The organism is Mycobacterium botniense (assembly GCF_010723305.1).
GTDB classification, from domain to species: Bacteria; Actinomycetota; Actinomycetes; order Mycobacteriales; family Mycobacteriaceae; genus Mycobacterium; species Mycobacterium botniense.
In genome coordinates this window covers 825,086-839,991 of sequence record NZ_BLKW01000002.1, presented here as the reverse complement: position 1 = coordinate 839,991, position 14,906 = coordinate 825,086, and the positions used below count along the sequence as shown (strand labels likewise).

Here is a 14,906-nt window from a genome sequence, read left to right as displayed (position 1 = left end):
TTGGGCTGTCGTGGTTTGACGTCTTCCTGCGGGCAGTCGACGCAGCCATTGCCGGGAACGCCATCGGGCTGGTCGGGCCCTTCGGCATCGATCCAGTGCAGGATCGCTGGGATGAGATCCGCCTCACTGAATCGGCACTATTCATCGGGGTGATCCCGCTGCGGTGTTGGTTTCCGCGTCAGCGAATTCGCAAAACGCGTCATACGCCCGAGCACCGTAGATGGTGGCCGGCCCGCCGTGCATGAGGAAGGTGACGCCGATCGCCTCGGCGGCTTCCTCCTTGGAGGCGCCGGCACGCGCGGCGCCCTGAGCGTGTGAAGCGATGCAGCCGTCACAGCCTGCTACCACCCCGATCGCCAGCGCGATGAGCTCTTTAATTCTCTTGTCCAAGGCACCCGACGTCAGCGCGGCATTGCTCAGCTCGGCGAATCCGCGATAGACGTCGGGGATCATGGTGCGCAGCGCGCGGTGTTGAGGGCGAAGCTCATTCAGCACGTCATGGTGGTGGGTGTGTTCACTCATGCCGCCATCATACCAATACCCCTATAGGTATACCACCGAGACGGTCCATGACCTCCCCCGGCGCCGGTTTGTGGCTGCAGCACCGACTCGCACATCACCGACCTGCTGATCCGGGACCGGTGTCGACGCGCGCCTGGGAGGTGCTGCGAGAATCTCGCTGTCGGAGTCAGGACGCCCTGGTGCGCGGGCGTATCGGATCAGTCGTCAGCCAGTAGCCGCGGATAGTCGCCGCGCCGCTCGGGTGCGATCAACGAATTGAGCACAGAGCGGGTCTGCAGGCGAATGTAGTCGTCGAGGCTATAGATCGGGCGGAAATGCCAGTGCTTCAAGGCCCAACCGTGCGCGAGCAGCATGATGTCGAATGCCATCAGATCAACGTCGGTATCACGGAAAACCCCGGCGGCGATACCGTCCGTGATCGCCGCACGTAGCGGGGCGGCGGTGGCGATCTCGAGTTTCTTGATCTGCGCGCGCCCGGCCGCGTCAAGAGTGCGGCTCTCCCGGTAGGTCAACACCACCGCGTCCAGGTTCTCGTCGACGATCTCGATATAGCGACGGATACCGGCGGCCAGCCGCTCGACGACATCCTCGCCTGCGGCATTCATCGCAGGCGCCAGCTGATCGCGAAACGCATCCTGGATCCGCATGATCGTCGCAAGCAGCAGATCTTCTTTGCCGCCGAAGTATGTGTAGATCAAGCCCACGCTGACGTTGGCCTCGGCGGCCAAATCCTGCATGGACATTTGGTGAAACCCAGTCTTACCCATAATTTTGACCGCAGCGTCAAGCACCTGGCGACGCCGCGAACTGATCCGGGCAGCGCGCACCGCCTCCTCGACAGGCAGAGCGCCGTAGTCGGCGACGTCAGTGGCCATCAGATACCCAGATCCTTGGCGATGATCGTCTTCATGATTTCGGTGGTGCCCCCGTAAATCGTCTGGATCCGGGCGTCGACGAACGCCCGCGACACCGGGTATTCCCGCATATAGCCATATCCCCCGTGCAACTGCAGGCAGCGGTCGGCGACGCGTACCTGCAGCTCGGTAGTCCACCATTTCAGCCGTGCTGCGCGAGCCGCGGTCAGCTCACCGGCTACGTGTTCGGCGATGCAGTCGTCAAGGTAGGTGCGCGCCACGTCGAGCTCAGTTGCCAGCTCGGCCAGCAGGAACTGACTGTTTTGAAAGCTCGCGACTGACGTGCCGAACGCGTGCCGTTGGCGAACATAGTCGATGGTTTCGGCCAGCACTCCCTCAGCGGCGGCCACTGCTCCAACACCGAGCGAAAGCCGCTCCTGAGGAAGGTTTTTCATCATCTGATAAAAGCCCTGGCCCTCTTGTTGAAGCAGGTTGTCGACGGGAACCCGCATGTCGGTGAAGGTTAGCTCGCTGGTGTCCTGGGCGTGCAGGCCGATTTTTTCCAGGTTACGTCCACGGTGAAAACCCGGGGTGTCCGCGTCGACCACAAGCAGCGACAGGCCTTTGTGCCGCTCCGGCGACGTGCGCACCGCTACGACGAACAAGTCGCCGTTTTGTCCGTTGGAGATGAAGGTTTTCGCACCGTTGACGACGTAGTGGTTGCCATCGCGAACCGCCGTGGTGCGGATGCCCGCCAGATCACTACCGGCGCCAGGCTCGGTCATCGCTATGCCGAGTATCGTTTCGCCGGTCACTACACCGGGCAGCCACCGTTGTTTCTGTTCTGCGGTCGTCAGCTCGGTGAGATAGGGCAATACGATGTCGTTTTGCAGTGAGAATGCGACTGCCTCGGCAGCTGCCCCGGCCCGTTGCAGCTCTTCGACGACGATCGCATGGTAGCGAAAGTCGTTGACCCCCGGGCCGCCGAACTGTTCGGGCACGGGAAAGCCCAGCAGTCCCAGTTTTCCTGCCTCGGTGAACAGGGATCGATCCCAGCATCCGGCCCGCTCCCAGTCCTCGTGGGCGGGTACGACAGTACGCTGCACGAAATCACGCACCAGTTCCCGAAACTGGTGATGTTCGGGGGAGTGGGCCAGGCGTGACGTCATGACGGTACTCCTGTCAGCGGAAGGCGTTCATACCAGTGAACGCTTGGCCCAGAATCAGTTGGTGCATCTCAGCCGTGCCCTCGTAAGTCAGCACCGATTCCAGGTTGGTCATGTGCCGGATCACCGGATACTCAAGCGATATTCCGTTTCCGCCCAGTATCGTTCGCGCTGTGCGGCAGATCTCCAGCGCTTCTCGGGTGTTGTTGAGCTTGCCGAAGCTGACCTGTTCAGGACGCAGCCCGGCACGATCCTTGAGACGGCCGAGATGCAGGGCCAGCAACTGCCCCTTGTGCAGCTCAACTGCCATGTCGACGAGCTTGGCTTGCGTCAACTGGAATCCGGCGATCGGACGCCCGAACTGGGTGCGCTGGCGCGCATACTCCAGCGCGCACTGCCATGCCGTACGCGCCGCGCCCATCGCGCCCCAGACGATTCCGTACCGCGCCTCGGACAGACAGGCCAGTGGTCCGCGCAGTCCGATAGCCTTGGGCAGCATGGCCTTTTCCGGTAACCGCACATCGTCGAGAACCAATTCGCTGGTGATCGAAGCCCGTAGCGAGAGCTTGTGATGAATGGTATGGGCGGAAAACCCCGGGGCGTCGGCCGGGACGATGAACCCGCGGATACCGTCGTCGGTGGTAGCCCACACGATCGCGACGTCAGCGATCGAGCCGTTGGTGATCCACATTTTTCGACCGTTGAGCACCCAGTCCGGGCCGTCGCGGCGCGCTGCGGTCTTCATGGCGGCCGGGTCGGATCCGACATCAGGTTCGGTCAGGCCGAAACAGCCAAGCAGCTCGCCCGCGGCCATACCCGGGAGCCACTGCTGTTTTTGCTCCTCGGAGCCGAAGTTCCAGATGGCGAACATTGCCAGCGACCCCTGCACCGACACCAGTGACCGGACGCCGGAGTCCGCAGCCTCGAGCTCCAGACAGGCCAGTCCGTAGTGGACGGCTGACGCGCCACTACACCCATAGCCCCGCAGGTGCATACCCAGCAGGCCGAGCTGGCCGAACTGTTTCGCGAGCTCCCGGGCTACAGGCAGATCGCCGGTTTCGAACCAGTCGGCCACGTAGGGAGTGACATGCTCAGCGCAGAACGCGCGGACGGTCTCGCGTAAGGCGATCTCGTCGTCGGACAACGACGCGTCCAGGCTGAGCGGGTCGAGTGGGTGGAAATCTGATGCCGTGCTCATCGATCGATCCTAGTCAGCCCGCCATGGTGAGGCCGCCGCTGACGCTGATCACCTGGCCGGTGATGAAGGATGCGGAGTCGGAGGCGAAGAACAAAACAGCCGCGGCAACTTCCTCGGGCCGGGCCAGCCGACGAAACGGGATCGCCTTGACCAAAGCCTCTTTCAGTTTCTCCGGCTGAGCGTGAAACAGTGGTGTATCAGTGGGACCGGGGCACACACAATTGACGGTGATCTGATGGCGAGCCATTTCCCGGGCCAGCGATTTGGTGAACGCGATGACGCCGCCTTTGGCGCCGGCATAGATCGTCTCGCCGGCGCTGCCGACGCGCCCGGCATCACTGGCTAGGTTGACTACTCTTCCGCCGCCCGCCGCGATCATCCCCGGCAAAAACGCGCTGCACACGTGCACCGGGCCGAGGTAGTTGATAGCGACCACCTTTTCGGCAAATTCTGTTGTGGCGTTAAGGAATTGGTCCGTGCGGTCCCATCCCGCGGCGTTGACGATGATGGTGGGCGCACCGACCTCAGCCTGCGCCCGGTCGCGCAGCAGATCCACCTGGGCGCGGTTGGCGACGTCGACGGGCAGGGCGGTGATCAGCTCGGGGTATTCCTGCGCAGTCGCTTTCGCGGCCGCCTCATCAAGATCAGCGGCGATCACCCGCTCACCATGAGCAGCGAAGCCCAGCGCGACGGCCTTACCGATGCCCGATGCGGCGCCGGTCACCAATGCGATCTTGTCGCTCATCGACGGTTCCCCTCCGGTCGTGACATAGCACCCGTGACGACCGCGGCGCCCTGGCCGACGTCATCGGGGTTCCACCATCGCGGGCACCCGGGCACCGGCGAATGAATCGCCATTCATCGGCGACGAACCTACATTCATCACACGGCGGGGTCAAGGCCCACCGCGGTCGGGGTACGGTCGCGGCATGCGGGCACAGCGCAGCCCGGCTTGGCTGGGCGTTGACGTCATCGGTGTGCTGGTGTTCTGCGTGGTCGGACGGCGTAGCCACGGCGAAGGGCTCAGCGTGGCCGGCGTGGCGACGACAGCCTGGCCGTTCCTCACCGGAACGGCGGCTGGCTGGCTGGTATCACGGGGCTGGCGAGACCCACTGGCGATATTCCCGACCGGTGTCGTGGTGTGGGTGTGCACACTGGTGGCCGGAATGCTGCTGCGCAAGGTCAGTTCTGCCGGTGTGGCGGTGAGTTTCGTGGCGGTGGCCGCGTCCGTCACCGCTGTGTTATTGCTGGGGTGGCGGGGAGCTGCCACGTTGCTACGACGCCGCCGGCGTCGGTGACGGTGACGACACCATGGCACGGACGAAGCACCACAGCGCGGGCCCGGCACTCCGCGTGGACGCCGCGGCAACACTGGTCGCGGCCGCCCGGGCGGTGGCAACCAAGCGCGGGCTGATCACCGACCCATTCGCCGAGCCGTTGGTACGCGCCACGCGGATAGGCTTTTTCACCCGGCTCATCGACGGGGAGCTGGACATTTTTGATCTCGGCGACGACGCTGCGCTGGCGCGGATGATCGAGCTTTTCGCCGTACGCAGCCGGTTCTTCGATGATTTCGTGGCCACGGCTGTGGGGCACGGCATCCGCCAGGTGGTGATCCTGGCCTCAGGATTGGATGCGCGGCCCTACCGGCTGTGGTGGCCGCCGGGCACGGCCGTGTACGAGCTCGACCAGCCCTCGGTGATCGAGTTCAAGACGGGGGTGCTGCGGCAGTTGGGCGCAACCCCGACCGTGAATCGCCGCGCGGTGGGCGTCAACCTCAACCAGGATTGGCCCGCGGCACTGCGCCGGGTCGGCTTCGATGGTGGCGAACCGGGCGTGTGGATCGCCGAAGGGCTGCTGAGCGGGGTTTTATCTCCCGAAGCGCAGGACCGGTTGTTGGACAACGTCACCGCGCTGAGCGCCGCCGGCAGCAGGTTGGCCGCCGACCACATGCCGACTGGTATCCAGTCGTGGGCCGAGCGAGAGCAGACCCTAGCCGAACGCTGGCGCCACCACGGTTTGGAGATCGGCCTGACCGGTTTGACCTACGCGGGCCGGCATCACGATGTCGGGGAATACCTGGCGGCCCGGGGCTGGGAGACGGCAACGAGTAACCTGGCTGACCTGTTCGCTGCCACCGGATTGCCTCGGCTGCGGCGCGACGACCTCGCAAACATCCCGGTCTCGCAGCGCTACGTCACCGCCACCCGCCGTTCGCGCCACCGCGGCGCGGCTGGAGACGCTGGGCAATCAGCGTGACGGGAATCCCGGCGACATCTCCATGGTTGTTTTGATCACCTTGATATCTCTCGGATATCTCTCGCTGCGACCGGGTGCGGGAAGGGGGCGGCCATGACACCAGCGATGTGTTCTCAGCAGCGTGGGCGGTACGGCGCGGAGTCGGCTGCGGTGAGCATTCCGGTTTCCGGCGGGGTGGTGGGCATAGCGGTCACGCCCGGCGGGCACGTCTACGCCGCCACCACCGACGGCGTCACGGTCATCGACGGCCGGGACCACCGGGTGATCACTACCGTCCCGATTCCCGGGCACCCCAAGAACATCGTGACCGCCGGCGATGGCAGTACCGTCTGCGTCATCGGCTATTCCGGTTTGGTGTCGATGATCTGTCCCACCCACCACACCGTGCGGACCGGTCGGTGCGCCCCCACAGTTGACGAAGTGGCCGCCCCCGACGGCAGCCGTTTTTACCTCGCACACGGCCCGGTCGGCGACGCGAGCCGGCACAGCCGGATCTCCGTCATCGACCCCAGTGGCACCACAATTGCCGCAATTCGGCTCCCCGGCCGCATCGCGAGCCTGGCGGTCAGTTCCGACGGTGCCCGCCTCTATGCCGCCACATCGGAACGATTGCCCCATCACCAGTACGACCAGGGCAGCGTGCTGGTCATCGACACCACCACCTATGCTGTCGTCGACCGGATCCCGATCGGCGTGTGTCCCAGCGCCATGACGCTGGGGCCGGAGGGGTGGCGTCTTTACGTCACGCATCCGGAGATCCGCTGTGTCTCGGCAGTCAACCTCAAGACACGCCAAGTCAGCCTGATCCCGGTGGAGGACATCCCCTTGAGGGTGGTGGTGAGTCCCGCCGGCTGCGCGTATGTGATCACCGTTGGTTCGGTTGCGGTGGTAGACACCGTCACCAATACGGTGCGCACGCACATCGCAGGTGACCTTCCGCGCGGTGTGGCAGCCGACCCGGATGGTCGGTACCTGTACGTCACCAATTTCGGCGGCGGCAGCGTCACCGTGATCGACATGGCCACCCACAGCGTCGTGACCACGATCGAGGTCGGAGGCAACCCGGAAGCGGTGGCTGTCCATCCGGAGGGCCGGTGGCTGTATGTGGGCGACTACTGGGCGGCAACGGTCACCGCACTCGCGACGCCGAGGTCTGCCGACACGAGCGTGCCGCGGACCGTCAACCTGCCGGCCAGGCGAGAAACCGAGGCCGAAACGCTTCCGCTGACCGGCGCCGCTGCAGACAGCGGTGAGCGCTGTGAAAACTCGGGCGGTCACATCAGCGCCCCCGAGCCAGTGCGCTAGCCCGCTCGGCGGCTTCGCGGATCGGGCCGCGCCACAGGTCACCGTGGCCGGGAGCCAGAATCTCGGTCTCCAGCAGCGCCAGCGCCGCCAGGCTGCGCACACAGTCGTCCTGGTTGTGGCTGAACACCGCCGGAAGCAGCTGCGGCCCGCTGCGACGCAGTAACGGGTGCCCGGTCACCAGAGCGTCGCCGCTGGCGAGCACCCCGTCCACCAGGTAGGAGCAGTGTCCGCTGGTATGCCCAGGGGTGCGAATCACCATCGGGTGACCAGGCAACTCGGCGGCGGTGTCGGCGGTCAGCGGCTGCGCAGTCGGGATGCCGTCACGAACGAGGCCGCCCTTGCGGACCACATGTGCAGCCCAGGCCGCCCACCGGGGCCGCCAGACGCGCAGCGCGACCTCGACGGGCGACGCCTGTTGCAGGTATTCGCGTTTGGCGTGCCCCACCTCCTCGGCATGGCAATACACCGGTGTGCCGTGGGTCTTGGCGAACCAGATCGCCGAGCCGAGATGATCGATGTGCGCATGCGTCAACACGATTGCGCACACATCGTCCGCCTGGTAGCCGAGCTGGCGCAGTGAGCTCAGCACGTCGGCACGGTCACCCGGATACCCGGCGTCGATCAGCATGACGCGGGTGTCGTCGGTGACCAGCAGCCAGTTGACCGCGTCACCCTGGGCGAGGTGCACGCTCTCGGTGATCGCAGTGAGCGCCGGTGCCATGCTCGCGAGTGTAGGCAAGGGAGTAGAAACGACAGGGTGGCGGAACTCAAACTCGGATACAAGGCGTCGGCTGAGCAGTTCGGGCCGCGAGAACTCGTTGAACTTGGTGTCGCGGCCGAAGCGCATGGTATGGACAGCGCCACCGTCAGTGATCATTTCCAGCCGTGGCGTCACCAGGGCGGGCACGCCCCATTTTCGCTGGCCTGGCTGACTGCCGTCGGGGAGCGCACCAGCAGGATCCAGTTGGGCACGTCGGTACTCACGCCGACGTTTCGGTACAACCCCGCAGTCGTCGCGCAGGCGTTCGCCACCATGGGTTGTCTGTATCCGGGCCGGGTGTTTTTGGGGGTGGGCACCGGTGAGGCGCTCAACGAGATCGCCACCGGCTATGAGGGTGTCTGGCCGGAGTTCAAGGAGCGGTTCGCCCGGTTGCGCGAAGCAGTGCGACTGATGCGGGAACTGTGGCGCGGAGACCGGGTCGACTTCGACGGTGAGTACTACCGGCTCAAGGGCGCTTCCATCTACGACGTGCCCGAGGGCGGGGTGCCGATCTACATCGCCGCCGGCGGTCCCGCAGTGGCCAAATACGCCGGCCGGGCCGGCGACGGGTTCATCTGCACCTCGGGCAAGGGTGAGGAGCTCTACCACGACAAACTGATCCCCGCTGTCGTGGAGGGGGCAACCGGGGCGGGCCGAAACGCCGACGATATCGACAAGATGATCGAGATCAAGATTTCTTATGACCCTGATCCTGAACTGGCGCTGGAGAACACCCGGTTTTGGGCACCGCTGTCGCTGACCGCCGAACAGAAGCACAGCATCGACGACCCCATCGAGATGGAGAGGGCGGCCGACGCGCTGCCGATCGAGCAGGTCGCCAAGCGCTGGATCGTCGCGTCAGACCCCGACGAGGCCGTCGAAAAGGTCGGCCAGTACGTGGGGTGGGGCCTCAATCACCTGGTGTTCCACGCGCCGGGGCACGACCAGCGCCGCTTTTTAGAGCTTTTCCGCAAAGATCTCGCGCCCAGGTTGCGCCGGCTGGCCTAACCGGTGTGTTGTGCCGACGTCCAGCATCTATATCGCCGCGCCCGAAGGAGACACCGGTAAGTCCACGGTCGCGCTGGGCATACTGCACCGATTGGCGGCGACCGTGGCCAGAGTCGGTGTGTTCCGGCCGATTACGCGCCTCGGCGAAGACCGCGATCACATCCTGGAACTGCTCCTGGCGCATACCAGCACCGCCCTACCCTACGAAAGCTGCGTCGGCGTGAGCTATCCGCAGCTGCACGCCGACCCCGACGCCGCGATCGCCGATATTGTCGACCGGTACCACGTGATCCGGCAGGCCTGCGACGCGGTGGTGATCGTCGGCAGCGACTACACCGATATCACCAGCCCCGCCGAGCTGTCGGTCAACGCGCGCATCGCGGTCAACCTCGGCGCCCCGGTGCTGCTGGTGGTGCGCGGCAAAGGCCGCAGCCCCGACGAGGTGGCGCAGGTTGTGCGGGTGTGCCTGGCCGAACTGTCGGCCCAACACGCCCACACCGCCGCGGTCGTCGCCAACCGCTGCGAGCCCGCGCAGCTGGGCGCGGTCGCCGAGGCGCTGCGCCCGTTCGCCCCGCGCACCTATGCGCTGCCCGACGAACCACTACTGGTCGCGCCGACGGTGGCCGAGTTGCAGAAAGCCGTCAACGGGACGCTGATCAGCGGGGATCCCGCGCTGATGCAGCGCGAGGCGCTGGGTGTGGTGGTCGCCGGGATGACGGCCGACCATGTGCTGGAAAGGCTTTGCGACGGGGCTGCGGTCATCACACCCGGTGATCGTTCGGATGTTGTCTTGGCGGTCGCCAGCGCGCATGCCGCCGAAGGCTTTCCGTCGCTGTCGTGTGTCATCCTCAACGGCGGGTTCGACCTGCACCCGGCGATCGCGGCGCTGGTCTCCGGGCTGCGGCTGCGGTTGCCCGTGATCGCCACCGAGTCGAATACGTTTGACACCGCCAGTGCGGTCGCGTCGACGCGCGGACGGGTCACCGCTTCCTCGCAGCGCAAGGTCGACACCGCGCTGGAACTAATGGACCGATACGTTGATCTCGCGGATCTTCTGGCGCAGCTTGCCATTCCGATCCCGACGGTGGTCACTCCGCAGATGTTCACCTATCGGCTGCGCGAGCAGGCCCGCGCGAATCGTCAACGCATCGTGCTGCCCGAAGGCGACGATGATCGCATTCTGCGGGCGGCGGGGCGGGTATTGCAACGGCAGATAGCCGATTTGACCATCCTCGGCGACGAGTCGCACATCCGGTTGCGGGCCGCCGAACTCGGCGTCAACCTGGACGAGGCGGCGGTGATCGATCCACGCGGCGCTGAATTACGTGACCAGTTCGCCGTCCAATACGCCGAGCTGCGCAAGCACAAGGGCGTCACCGTCGAACAGGCCCGCGAGATCATGCAAGACGTCTCGTATTTCGGCACCATGCTGGTCTACACTTCCCAGGTCGACGGAATGGTGTCGGGCGCGGCGCACACCACCGCGCACACGGTCCGGCCGGCATTCGAGATCATCAGGACCGCGCCGGGTATCTCCACGGTGTCCAGTGTCTTCCTGATGTGCCTGTCGGACCGGGTGCTCGTGTATGGTGACTGCGCCATCATCCCCGACCCGACCACCGAGCAGCTCGCCGACATCGCGATCAGCGCCGCGCAGACCGCTGCGCAATTCGGAATCGAGCCGCGAATAGCCATGCTGTCCTATTCCACCGGTGAGTCTGGTGCCGGTGCAGATGTCGACAAAGTCAGGGCTGCAACCGAATTAGTGCGTTCCCGAGCACCTGAACTGCCCGTGGAAGGCCCTATCCAATACGATGCTGCGGTCGACCCGGCCGTGGCGGCCAGCAAGACCCGCGGTTCCGTGGTCGCCGGGCACGCTACGGTGCTGATCTTTCCCGATCTCAACTCCGGCAATAACGCCTACAAGGCCGTACAACGCAGCGCCGGCGCAATCGCGATAGGCCCGGTGTTACAAGGCCTCGCCAAACCGGTGAACGACCTGTCCCGGGGCGCCTCGGTCGAAGACATCGTCAATACCATCGCGATCACCGCGATCCAGGCGCAGGGCAATCGTGGTTGCTGAACGTGTCGTGCTGGTGATCAACTCCGGCTCATCAACGTTGAAATACCAACTGGTCGAGCCTGACTCAGGTATATCACGGGCCGCTGGAGTCATCGATCAGATCGGCGAACAGTCGTCGGTCGCCGACCACGATGCCGCGTTGCGCATGGCGTTCGCCCGGTTGACCGAAGCGGGGCTCGATCCGTCGAGCGTGGCCCCGGCCGCAGTGGGCCATCGGGTCGTTCATGGTGGCAACGACTTTTACCGGCCCACTCTTGTCGACGATGCACTGCTGGCCAAGTTGAGGGAGTTATCGCCCCTGGCCCCGTTACACAACCCCCCGGCGATACTGGGCATCGAGGTGGCCCGCACGCTTTTGCCCGACATCCCGCACGTCGCCGTGTTCGACACCGCGTTCTTCCACGATCTGCCGGCCACGGCGGCCACCTACGCAATCGACCGCAGGTTGGCGCAGACGTGGCACATCCGTCGGTACGGATTCCACGGCATTTCGCATCAATACGTCAGTCAGCAGGCCGCCGCCTTTGTGGGCAGGCCGGTGGAGGACCTGAATCAGATTGTGCTGCATCTGGGTAATGGTGCGTCGGCGTCGGCGGTCTTGGGCGGCCGGCCGATCGAGACATCCATGGGCCTGACTCCGATGGAGGGGCTGGTCATGGGTACCCGCAGTGGCGACGTGGACCCGGGCGTGATCAGCTATCTGTGGCGCGCCGCGAAGATGAGCGTCGACGACATCGAGTCGATGCTCAATCACTGCTCCGGAGTGTTCGGTCTGTCCGGCGAACGTGACTTTCGCCGCCTGCATGATCTGATCGAATCAGGTGACGTTGCAGCGCAATTAGCTTATGACGTATTCATCCACCGGTTGCGCAAGTACATCGGCGCATACGTGGCGGTGCTGCAACGCACCGACGTGTTGAGCTTCACGGCGGGTATCGGTGAGAACGACGTTGCGGTGCGCCGTGACGCGCTGACCGGGCTGTCGGCGCTGGGCATCGAGCTCGACGAGCGCCGCAACGCCGACCCGCATCCCGGCGTGCGGCGGATATCCGCCGACAGCTCGCCGACGACGGTGCTGGTGGTGCCGACGAACGAAGAGCTGGCTATCGCTCGGGACTGTGTTCAGCTGATTTAACCCAAAAAACCCACACCGCGGCGACCGGGCCCGACCGACGGCGTCGGGTCGCTGCCGAGGGTGTGTGTCAGCAGATCGTAGTAAATGTCTCGAAAGTCCATGGTAGGCTTGAGATCTCCATGGTCAAGGTCGGTGAGGCTGGGTTCCTCTCCGTAGAACCCGCCTCGCACCGGCGCACCGGCGACGAACACCGGGCCGGCGGTGCCGTGGTCGGTGCCGTGCGACGCGTTGGCTGCGACCCGGCGCCCGAACTCCGAATATGCCAGCAGCACAGCATTTTTACCACAGGGATCGGTGGCCATGTTGCGCAGGAACCCGGCTACGGCGTCGTCGAAGGTTTGCAGGAGCCGCTGCTGGGTCGCGCGTTCGTCGGCGTGTGTGTCGAAGCCACTTAGTTGCACCAGGTAGACGCGGGTCGGTACCCGGGCACGCACCGCCTCGGCCACCATAGCGAGTTGGCGGCTGAGCGGGTTGTGGTCCTGTCGGGGCGTTTCGAGGGCTGCGAAGGCGGTGTCGGTGGTGCGTGCGGCACGGTAAGCCGCACACACCGCCGACATCGCCGGGGTGTCATCGGGGTCGTCGGCACCCAGTGCGTCCATCGTCGCGGCGAACCCCGCCTCGGAGTGCGTCCTGCCAGCTGGGGAAAGCGCTGCCGCCGTGCATTTTTCGCCGATCGCGAGCGGAGGGAGCACAGTGCCGATGTTGACCGCGCGCAGCGGGTCGTCGCCGGTGGTGTCCAGCCAACGGCCGATCCAGCCGGTCGAGACGGGCTCAGCCGGGGACGCGGTCTGCCAGATGTCCATGGACCGGAAGTGGCTGTGGTCGGGGTGGGGATAGCTGACGCCACGCACGATGGCCAGCTGACGCCGAGTCCACAGCTGAGCCAGCCCCTTCAAGGCTGGGTTGAGCCCAAGCTGGTCGTCGAGGTGCAAGACTTCTTCCGGAGCGTAAGCGAGTTCGGGGCGGGCGTCATGGTAGGCGTTGTCGGCGTAGGGAACCACGGTGTTGATGCCGTCGTTGCCGCCGTAAAGCGTGACGATCACCAGCACGCCGGTGCCCTCGGCGAGCGGGCGGTCTTGCGCTGCACGCATCAGCTCGGGCCAGGTGACTGCCGCGGCCCCGGACAGCAGGCCGAGCGCGCCGACACCGGCACTGGCGATCAAGAACTGTCGGCGGTTGATCTCGGGCATCGGCATCTCGCTACGCCGTCAGGTATTCGGGTGTGTTGACTGCGGCGGCCACCAGCTGCGGCGGCTTGTGCACCAGGGGGCGAAGCGCTTTCGCGCTGCGATCCGACCACCCGCCGACGCCGATCAGGTAGCCCACCGCGTCGATGCGCTCGCCGGCGGGTGCGTCCTCGACGACCGACAGATCGCCGGCGTGCGCCAGGTTGGTCGCGGCCCGCAGCCGCACCCCGGCGCTGGCGGTGGACAGCCACACCCGCCCGCGCGGCCACCCGCCGACATTCGGCGGATAAAACGGCCGCTGCCCCAGGGCTTTCAGCGTCGCCTCGAGCACCATGACCCGGGTGGAGGTGTCGACCGGCACCCGCAGGGTGCGGATCACCCCCACCAGCCATTCGACTGGGGTGGTGACCAGTGTGGCGCGGCCGGTGGTGAACTCGTCGTCGGTGAGGATCGCGCGGGTGAGGCCCAGCAGGTCGCGACGGGGTCCGTAGGCGCGGGTGATGCGGTCAAGCGCCTGCGGTGACGGCGGGTCATCGGAGGCCAGCTGCTGCCAGAGCCGTCCTGCGATATAGCCCGCCGACCTGGGCTGGGCCAACACGGTGTCGCAGAATCCGGCGGCGTCGAAATCGCGGGTGACGCCGAACAGCGTCTTCTCGGTGTCGTCATGGCGTCGCCGCACCAGCGAGGTCTGCCCACTTGGCCGGATGACCCATCCGGTCAGTGCCCGGGCCCCGGCCCGCACATCGGCTTCGGTGTAGCCGTTGCCATGGCCGAGGGCGAAAAGTTCCATGAATTCGCGGGCCAGGTTCTCGTTGGCGGCCCTGGCGGTGTTGGTCTGCCCGTCCAGCCAGCGCAGCATCGCGGCGTCGGTGAGCATCGCGTAGGCCAGCGTGCGGAAGTCGCCGAGCTTCAACATGCGTAGTTTCTGGTTCTGCGCCGCCATGTACGCCGCGATCCGCACCTTCTCCGCGGAGGTAGCGAAGTGGTTGTGCCACAACAGGGTCAACTTCTCATGGATCGGCTGCCGCACTGCGACCATGCGGCGCAGCCACCACGCCGACAGCTGCGACATCTGCTCGTCCAGTTGGTGGTTGTAGTGACGCTGGGCCTCGGCGCCGGCGTTCTTACCCGGTGGTCGCGGCGGCTCGAGTGCGGGAATCGGGGTGGCGACCGCGCCGGGGTCGGTGTCCGGGTTCGACTCCAGTGCGGCCGCGACGTAGGCCGGCCAATCTTGTGCGACCACCGAGTCGACCTGAGCACCGGTTACGCCGAAGCCGGCCAAGCGCAACACGCGGGCCGTCATCATCCACCGCGCGGACTGTACGGGCACGGTTTCACTGTGAAACGCGGGGCTGGGAATTCACTGAATACCTGCTGTGACAGTGACGTTGATACCCGGCCGACATTGGCGCAGCGCTGAACCGGCACA

Annotated in this window: 14 protein-coding genes; 6 read left to right on the top strand and 8 right to left on the bottom strand. The window is 65.6% G+C overall.

All coding sequences use genetic code 11. From position 1 onward, the window contains the following. Positions 1–141: 141 nt before the first annotated feature. The 5 genes from G6N08_RS04205 to G6N08_RS04185 form a co-directional block, all read right to left on the bottom strand. A complete protein-coding gene (locus G6N08_RS04205; protein WP_163754703.1) occupies positions 142–522 on the bottom strand; it encodes a carboxymuconolactone decarboxylase family protein in 381 nt (126 codons plus the stop codon). 197 nt (positions 523–719) lie between these two features. Continuing rightward, complete coding sequence (locus G6N08_RS04200) at positions 720–1,397, bottom strand: TetR/AcrR family transcriptional regulator (protein WP_163754701.1); 678 nt, start codon at positions 1,395–1,397, stop codon at positions 720–722. After that, entirely contained in the window at positions 1,397–2,545 is a 1,149-nt protein-coding gene (locus G6N08_RS04195; RefSeq protein WP_163754699.1) for an acyl-CoA dehydrogenase family protein, read from the bottom strand. Before G6N08_RS04195 ends, G6N08_RS04200 begins: the two co-directional genes overlap by 1 nt. A 13-nt stretch (positions 2,546–2,558) precedes the next feature. Continuing rightward, positions 2,559–3,740 (bottom strand): acyl-CoA dehydrogenase, encoded by a 1,182-nt coding sequence (locus G6N08_RS04190; RefSeq protein WP_163754697.1) that lies wholly within the window; start codon positions 3,738–3,740, stop codon positions 2,559–2,561. 13 nt (positions 3,741–3,753) lie between these two features. Next, positions 3,754–4,485: an SDR family NAD(P)-dependent oxidoreductase gene (locus tag G6N08_RS04185; protein WP_163754695.1), complete on the bottom strand. Its 732-nt coding sequence runs from the start codon at positions 4,483–4,485 to the stop codon at positions 3,754–3,756. Between the two features lie 184 nt (positions 4,486–4,669). Here G6N08_RS04185 and G6N08_RS04180 point away from each other — a divergent pair, with 184 nt between their 5' ends. From G6N08_RS04180 to G6N08_RS04170, 3 genes are all read left to right on the top strand, one after another. After that, a complete protein-coding gene (locus G6N08_RS04180; RefSeq protein ID WP_163754693.1) occupies positions 4,670–5,038 on the top strand; it encodes a DUF3054 domain-containing protein in 369 nt (122 codons plus the stop codon). Positions 5,039–5,051: 13 nt separating this feature from the next. Continuing rightward, positions 5,052–5,999 carry an SAM-dependent methyltransferase gene (locus G6N08_RS04175; RefSeq protein WP_163754690.1) on the top strand — a complete coding sequence of 316 codons (948 nt, stop codon included), beginning with the start codon at positions 5,052–5,054 and terminating at the stop codon, positions 5,997–5,999. Between the two features lie 93 nt (positions 6,000–6,092). Beyond that, positions 6,093–7,304 carry a YncE family protein gene (locus G6N08_RS04170; RefSeq protein WP_163754687.1) on the top strand — a complete coding sequence of 404 codons (1,212 nt, stop codon included), beginning with the start codon at positions 6,093–6,095 and terminating at the stop codon, positions 7,302–7,304. On the opposite strand, the gene G6N08_RS04165 is transcribed toward G6N08_RS04170, so the two are convergent. Beyond that, on the bottom strand, positions 7,279–8,025 hold the full coding sequence (locus tag G6N08_RS04165) for an MBL fold metallo-hydrolase (protein ID WP_163754684.1): 747 nt from the start codon (positions 8,023–8,025) through the stop codon (positions 7,279–7,281). The genes G6N08_RS04170 and G6N08_RS04165 overlap by 26 nt on opposite strands. 36 nt (positions 8,026–8,061) lie before the next feature. On the opposite strand from G6N08_RS04165, the gene fgd reads away from it, so the two are divergent. From fgd to G6N08_RS04150, 3 genes are read left to right on the top strand one after another with little or no spacing between them, the layout of a single operon-like run. Beyond that, positions 8,062–9,072, top strand: a complete 1,011-nt coding sequence (gene fgd, locus G6N08_RS04160) for a glucose-6-phosphate dehydrogenase (coenzyme-F420) (protein WP_163754681.1) — start codon at positions 8,062–8,064, stop codon at positions 9,070–9,072. Between the two features lie 10 nt (positions 9,073–9,082). Continuing rightward, positions 9,083–11,155, top strand: a complete 2,073-nt coding sequence (pta, locus tag G6N08_RS04155) for a phosphate acetyltransferase (RefSeq protein ID WP_371868951.1) — start codon at positions 9,083–9,085, stop codon at positions 11,153–11,155. A gap of 7 nt (positions 11,156–11,162) precedes the next feature. Continuing rightward, the gene (locus tag G6N08_RS04150; protein ID WP_163756667.1) at positions 11,163–12,290 is read left to right on the top strand and encodes an acetate kinase; all 1,128 of its coding nucleotides are present in this window, start codon (positions 11,163–11,165) and stop codon (positions 12,288–12,290) included. Here the strand turns inward: G6N08_RS04150 and G6N08_RS04145 are convergent. Together G6N08_RS04145 and G6N08_RS04140 are read right to left on the bottom strand one after the other, a co-directional pair. Continuing rightward, positions 12,287–13,480 carry a DUF1501 domain-containing protein gene (locus G6N08_RS04145; RefSeq protein WP_163754676.1) on the bottom strand — a complete coding sequence of 398 codons (1,194 nt, stop codon included), beginning with the start codon at positions 13,478–13,480 and terminating at the stop codon, positions 12,287–12,289. The two genes, G6N08_RS04150 and G6N08_RS04145, sit on opposite strands and share 4 nt — an antisense overlap. A gap of 10 nt (positions 13,481–13,490) precedes the next feature. Next, complete coding sequence (locus G6N08_RS04140) at positions 13,491–14,783, bottom strand: DUF1800 domain-containing protein (protein ID WP_163756663.1); 1,293 nt, start codon at positions 14,781–14,783, stop codon at positions 13,491–13,493. Positions 14,784–14,906 lie beyond the last annotated feature (123 nt).

Coding starts and splice junctions, on each gene's coding strand:
- G6N08_RS04205 (WP_163754703.1), bottom strand. CDS start 522: ATGAGTGAACACACCCACCACCATGACGTGCTGAATGAGCTTCGCCCT.
- G6N08_RS04200 (WP_163754701.1), bottom strand. CDS start 1,397: ATGGCCACTGACGTCGCCGACTACGGCGCTCTGCCTGTCGAGGAGGCG.
- G6N08_RS04195 (WP_163754699.1), bottom strand. CDS start 2,545: ATGACGTCACGCCTGGCCCACTCCCCCGAACATCACCAGTTTCGGGAA.
- G6N08_RS04190 (WP_163754697.1), bottom strand. CDS start 3,740: ATGAGCACGGCATCAGATTTCCACCCACTCGACCCGCTCAGCCTGGAC.
- G6N08_RS04185 (WP_163754695.1), bottom strand. CDS start 4,485: ATGAGCGACAAGATCGCATTGGTGACCGGCGCCGCATCGGGCATCGGT.
- G6N08_RS04180 (WP_163754693.1), top strand. CDS start 4,670: ATGCGGGCACAGCGCAGCCCGGCTTGGCTGGGCGTTGACGTCATCGGT.
- G6N08_RS04175 (WP_163754690.1), top strand. CDS start 5,052: ATGGCACGGACGAAGCACCACAGCGCGGGCCCGGCACTCCGCGTGGAC.
- G6N08_RS04170 (WP_163754687.1), top strand. CDS start 6,093: ATGACACCAGCGATGTGTTCTCAGCAGCGTGGGCGGTACGGCGCGGAG.
- G6N08_RS04165 (WP_163754684.1), bottom strand. CDS start 8,025: ATGGCACCGGCGCTCACTGCGATCACCGAGAGCGTGCACCTCGCCCAG.
- G6N08_RS04145 (WP_163754676.1), bottom strand. CDS start 13,480: ATGCCCGAGATCAACCGCCGACAGTTCTTGATCGCCAGTGCCGGTGTC.
- G6N08_RS04140 (WP_163756663.1), bottom strand. CDS start 14,783: ATGATGACGGCCCGCGTGTTGCGCTTGGCCGGCTTCGGCGTAACCGGT.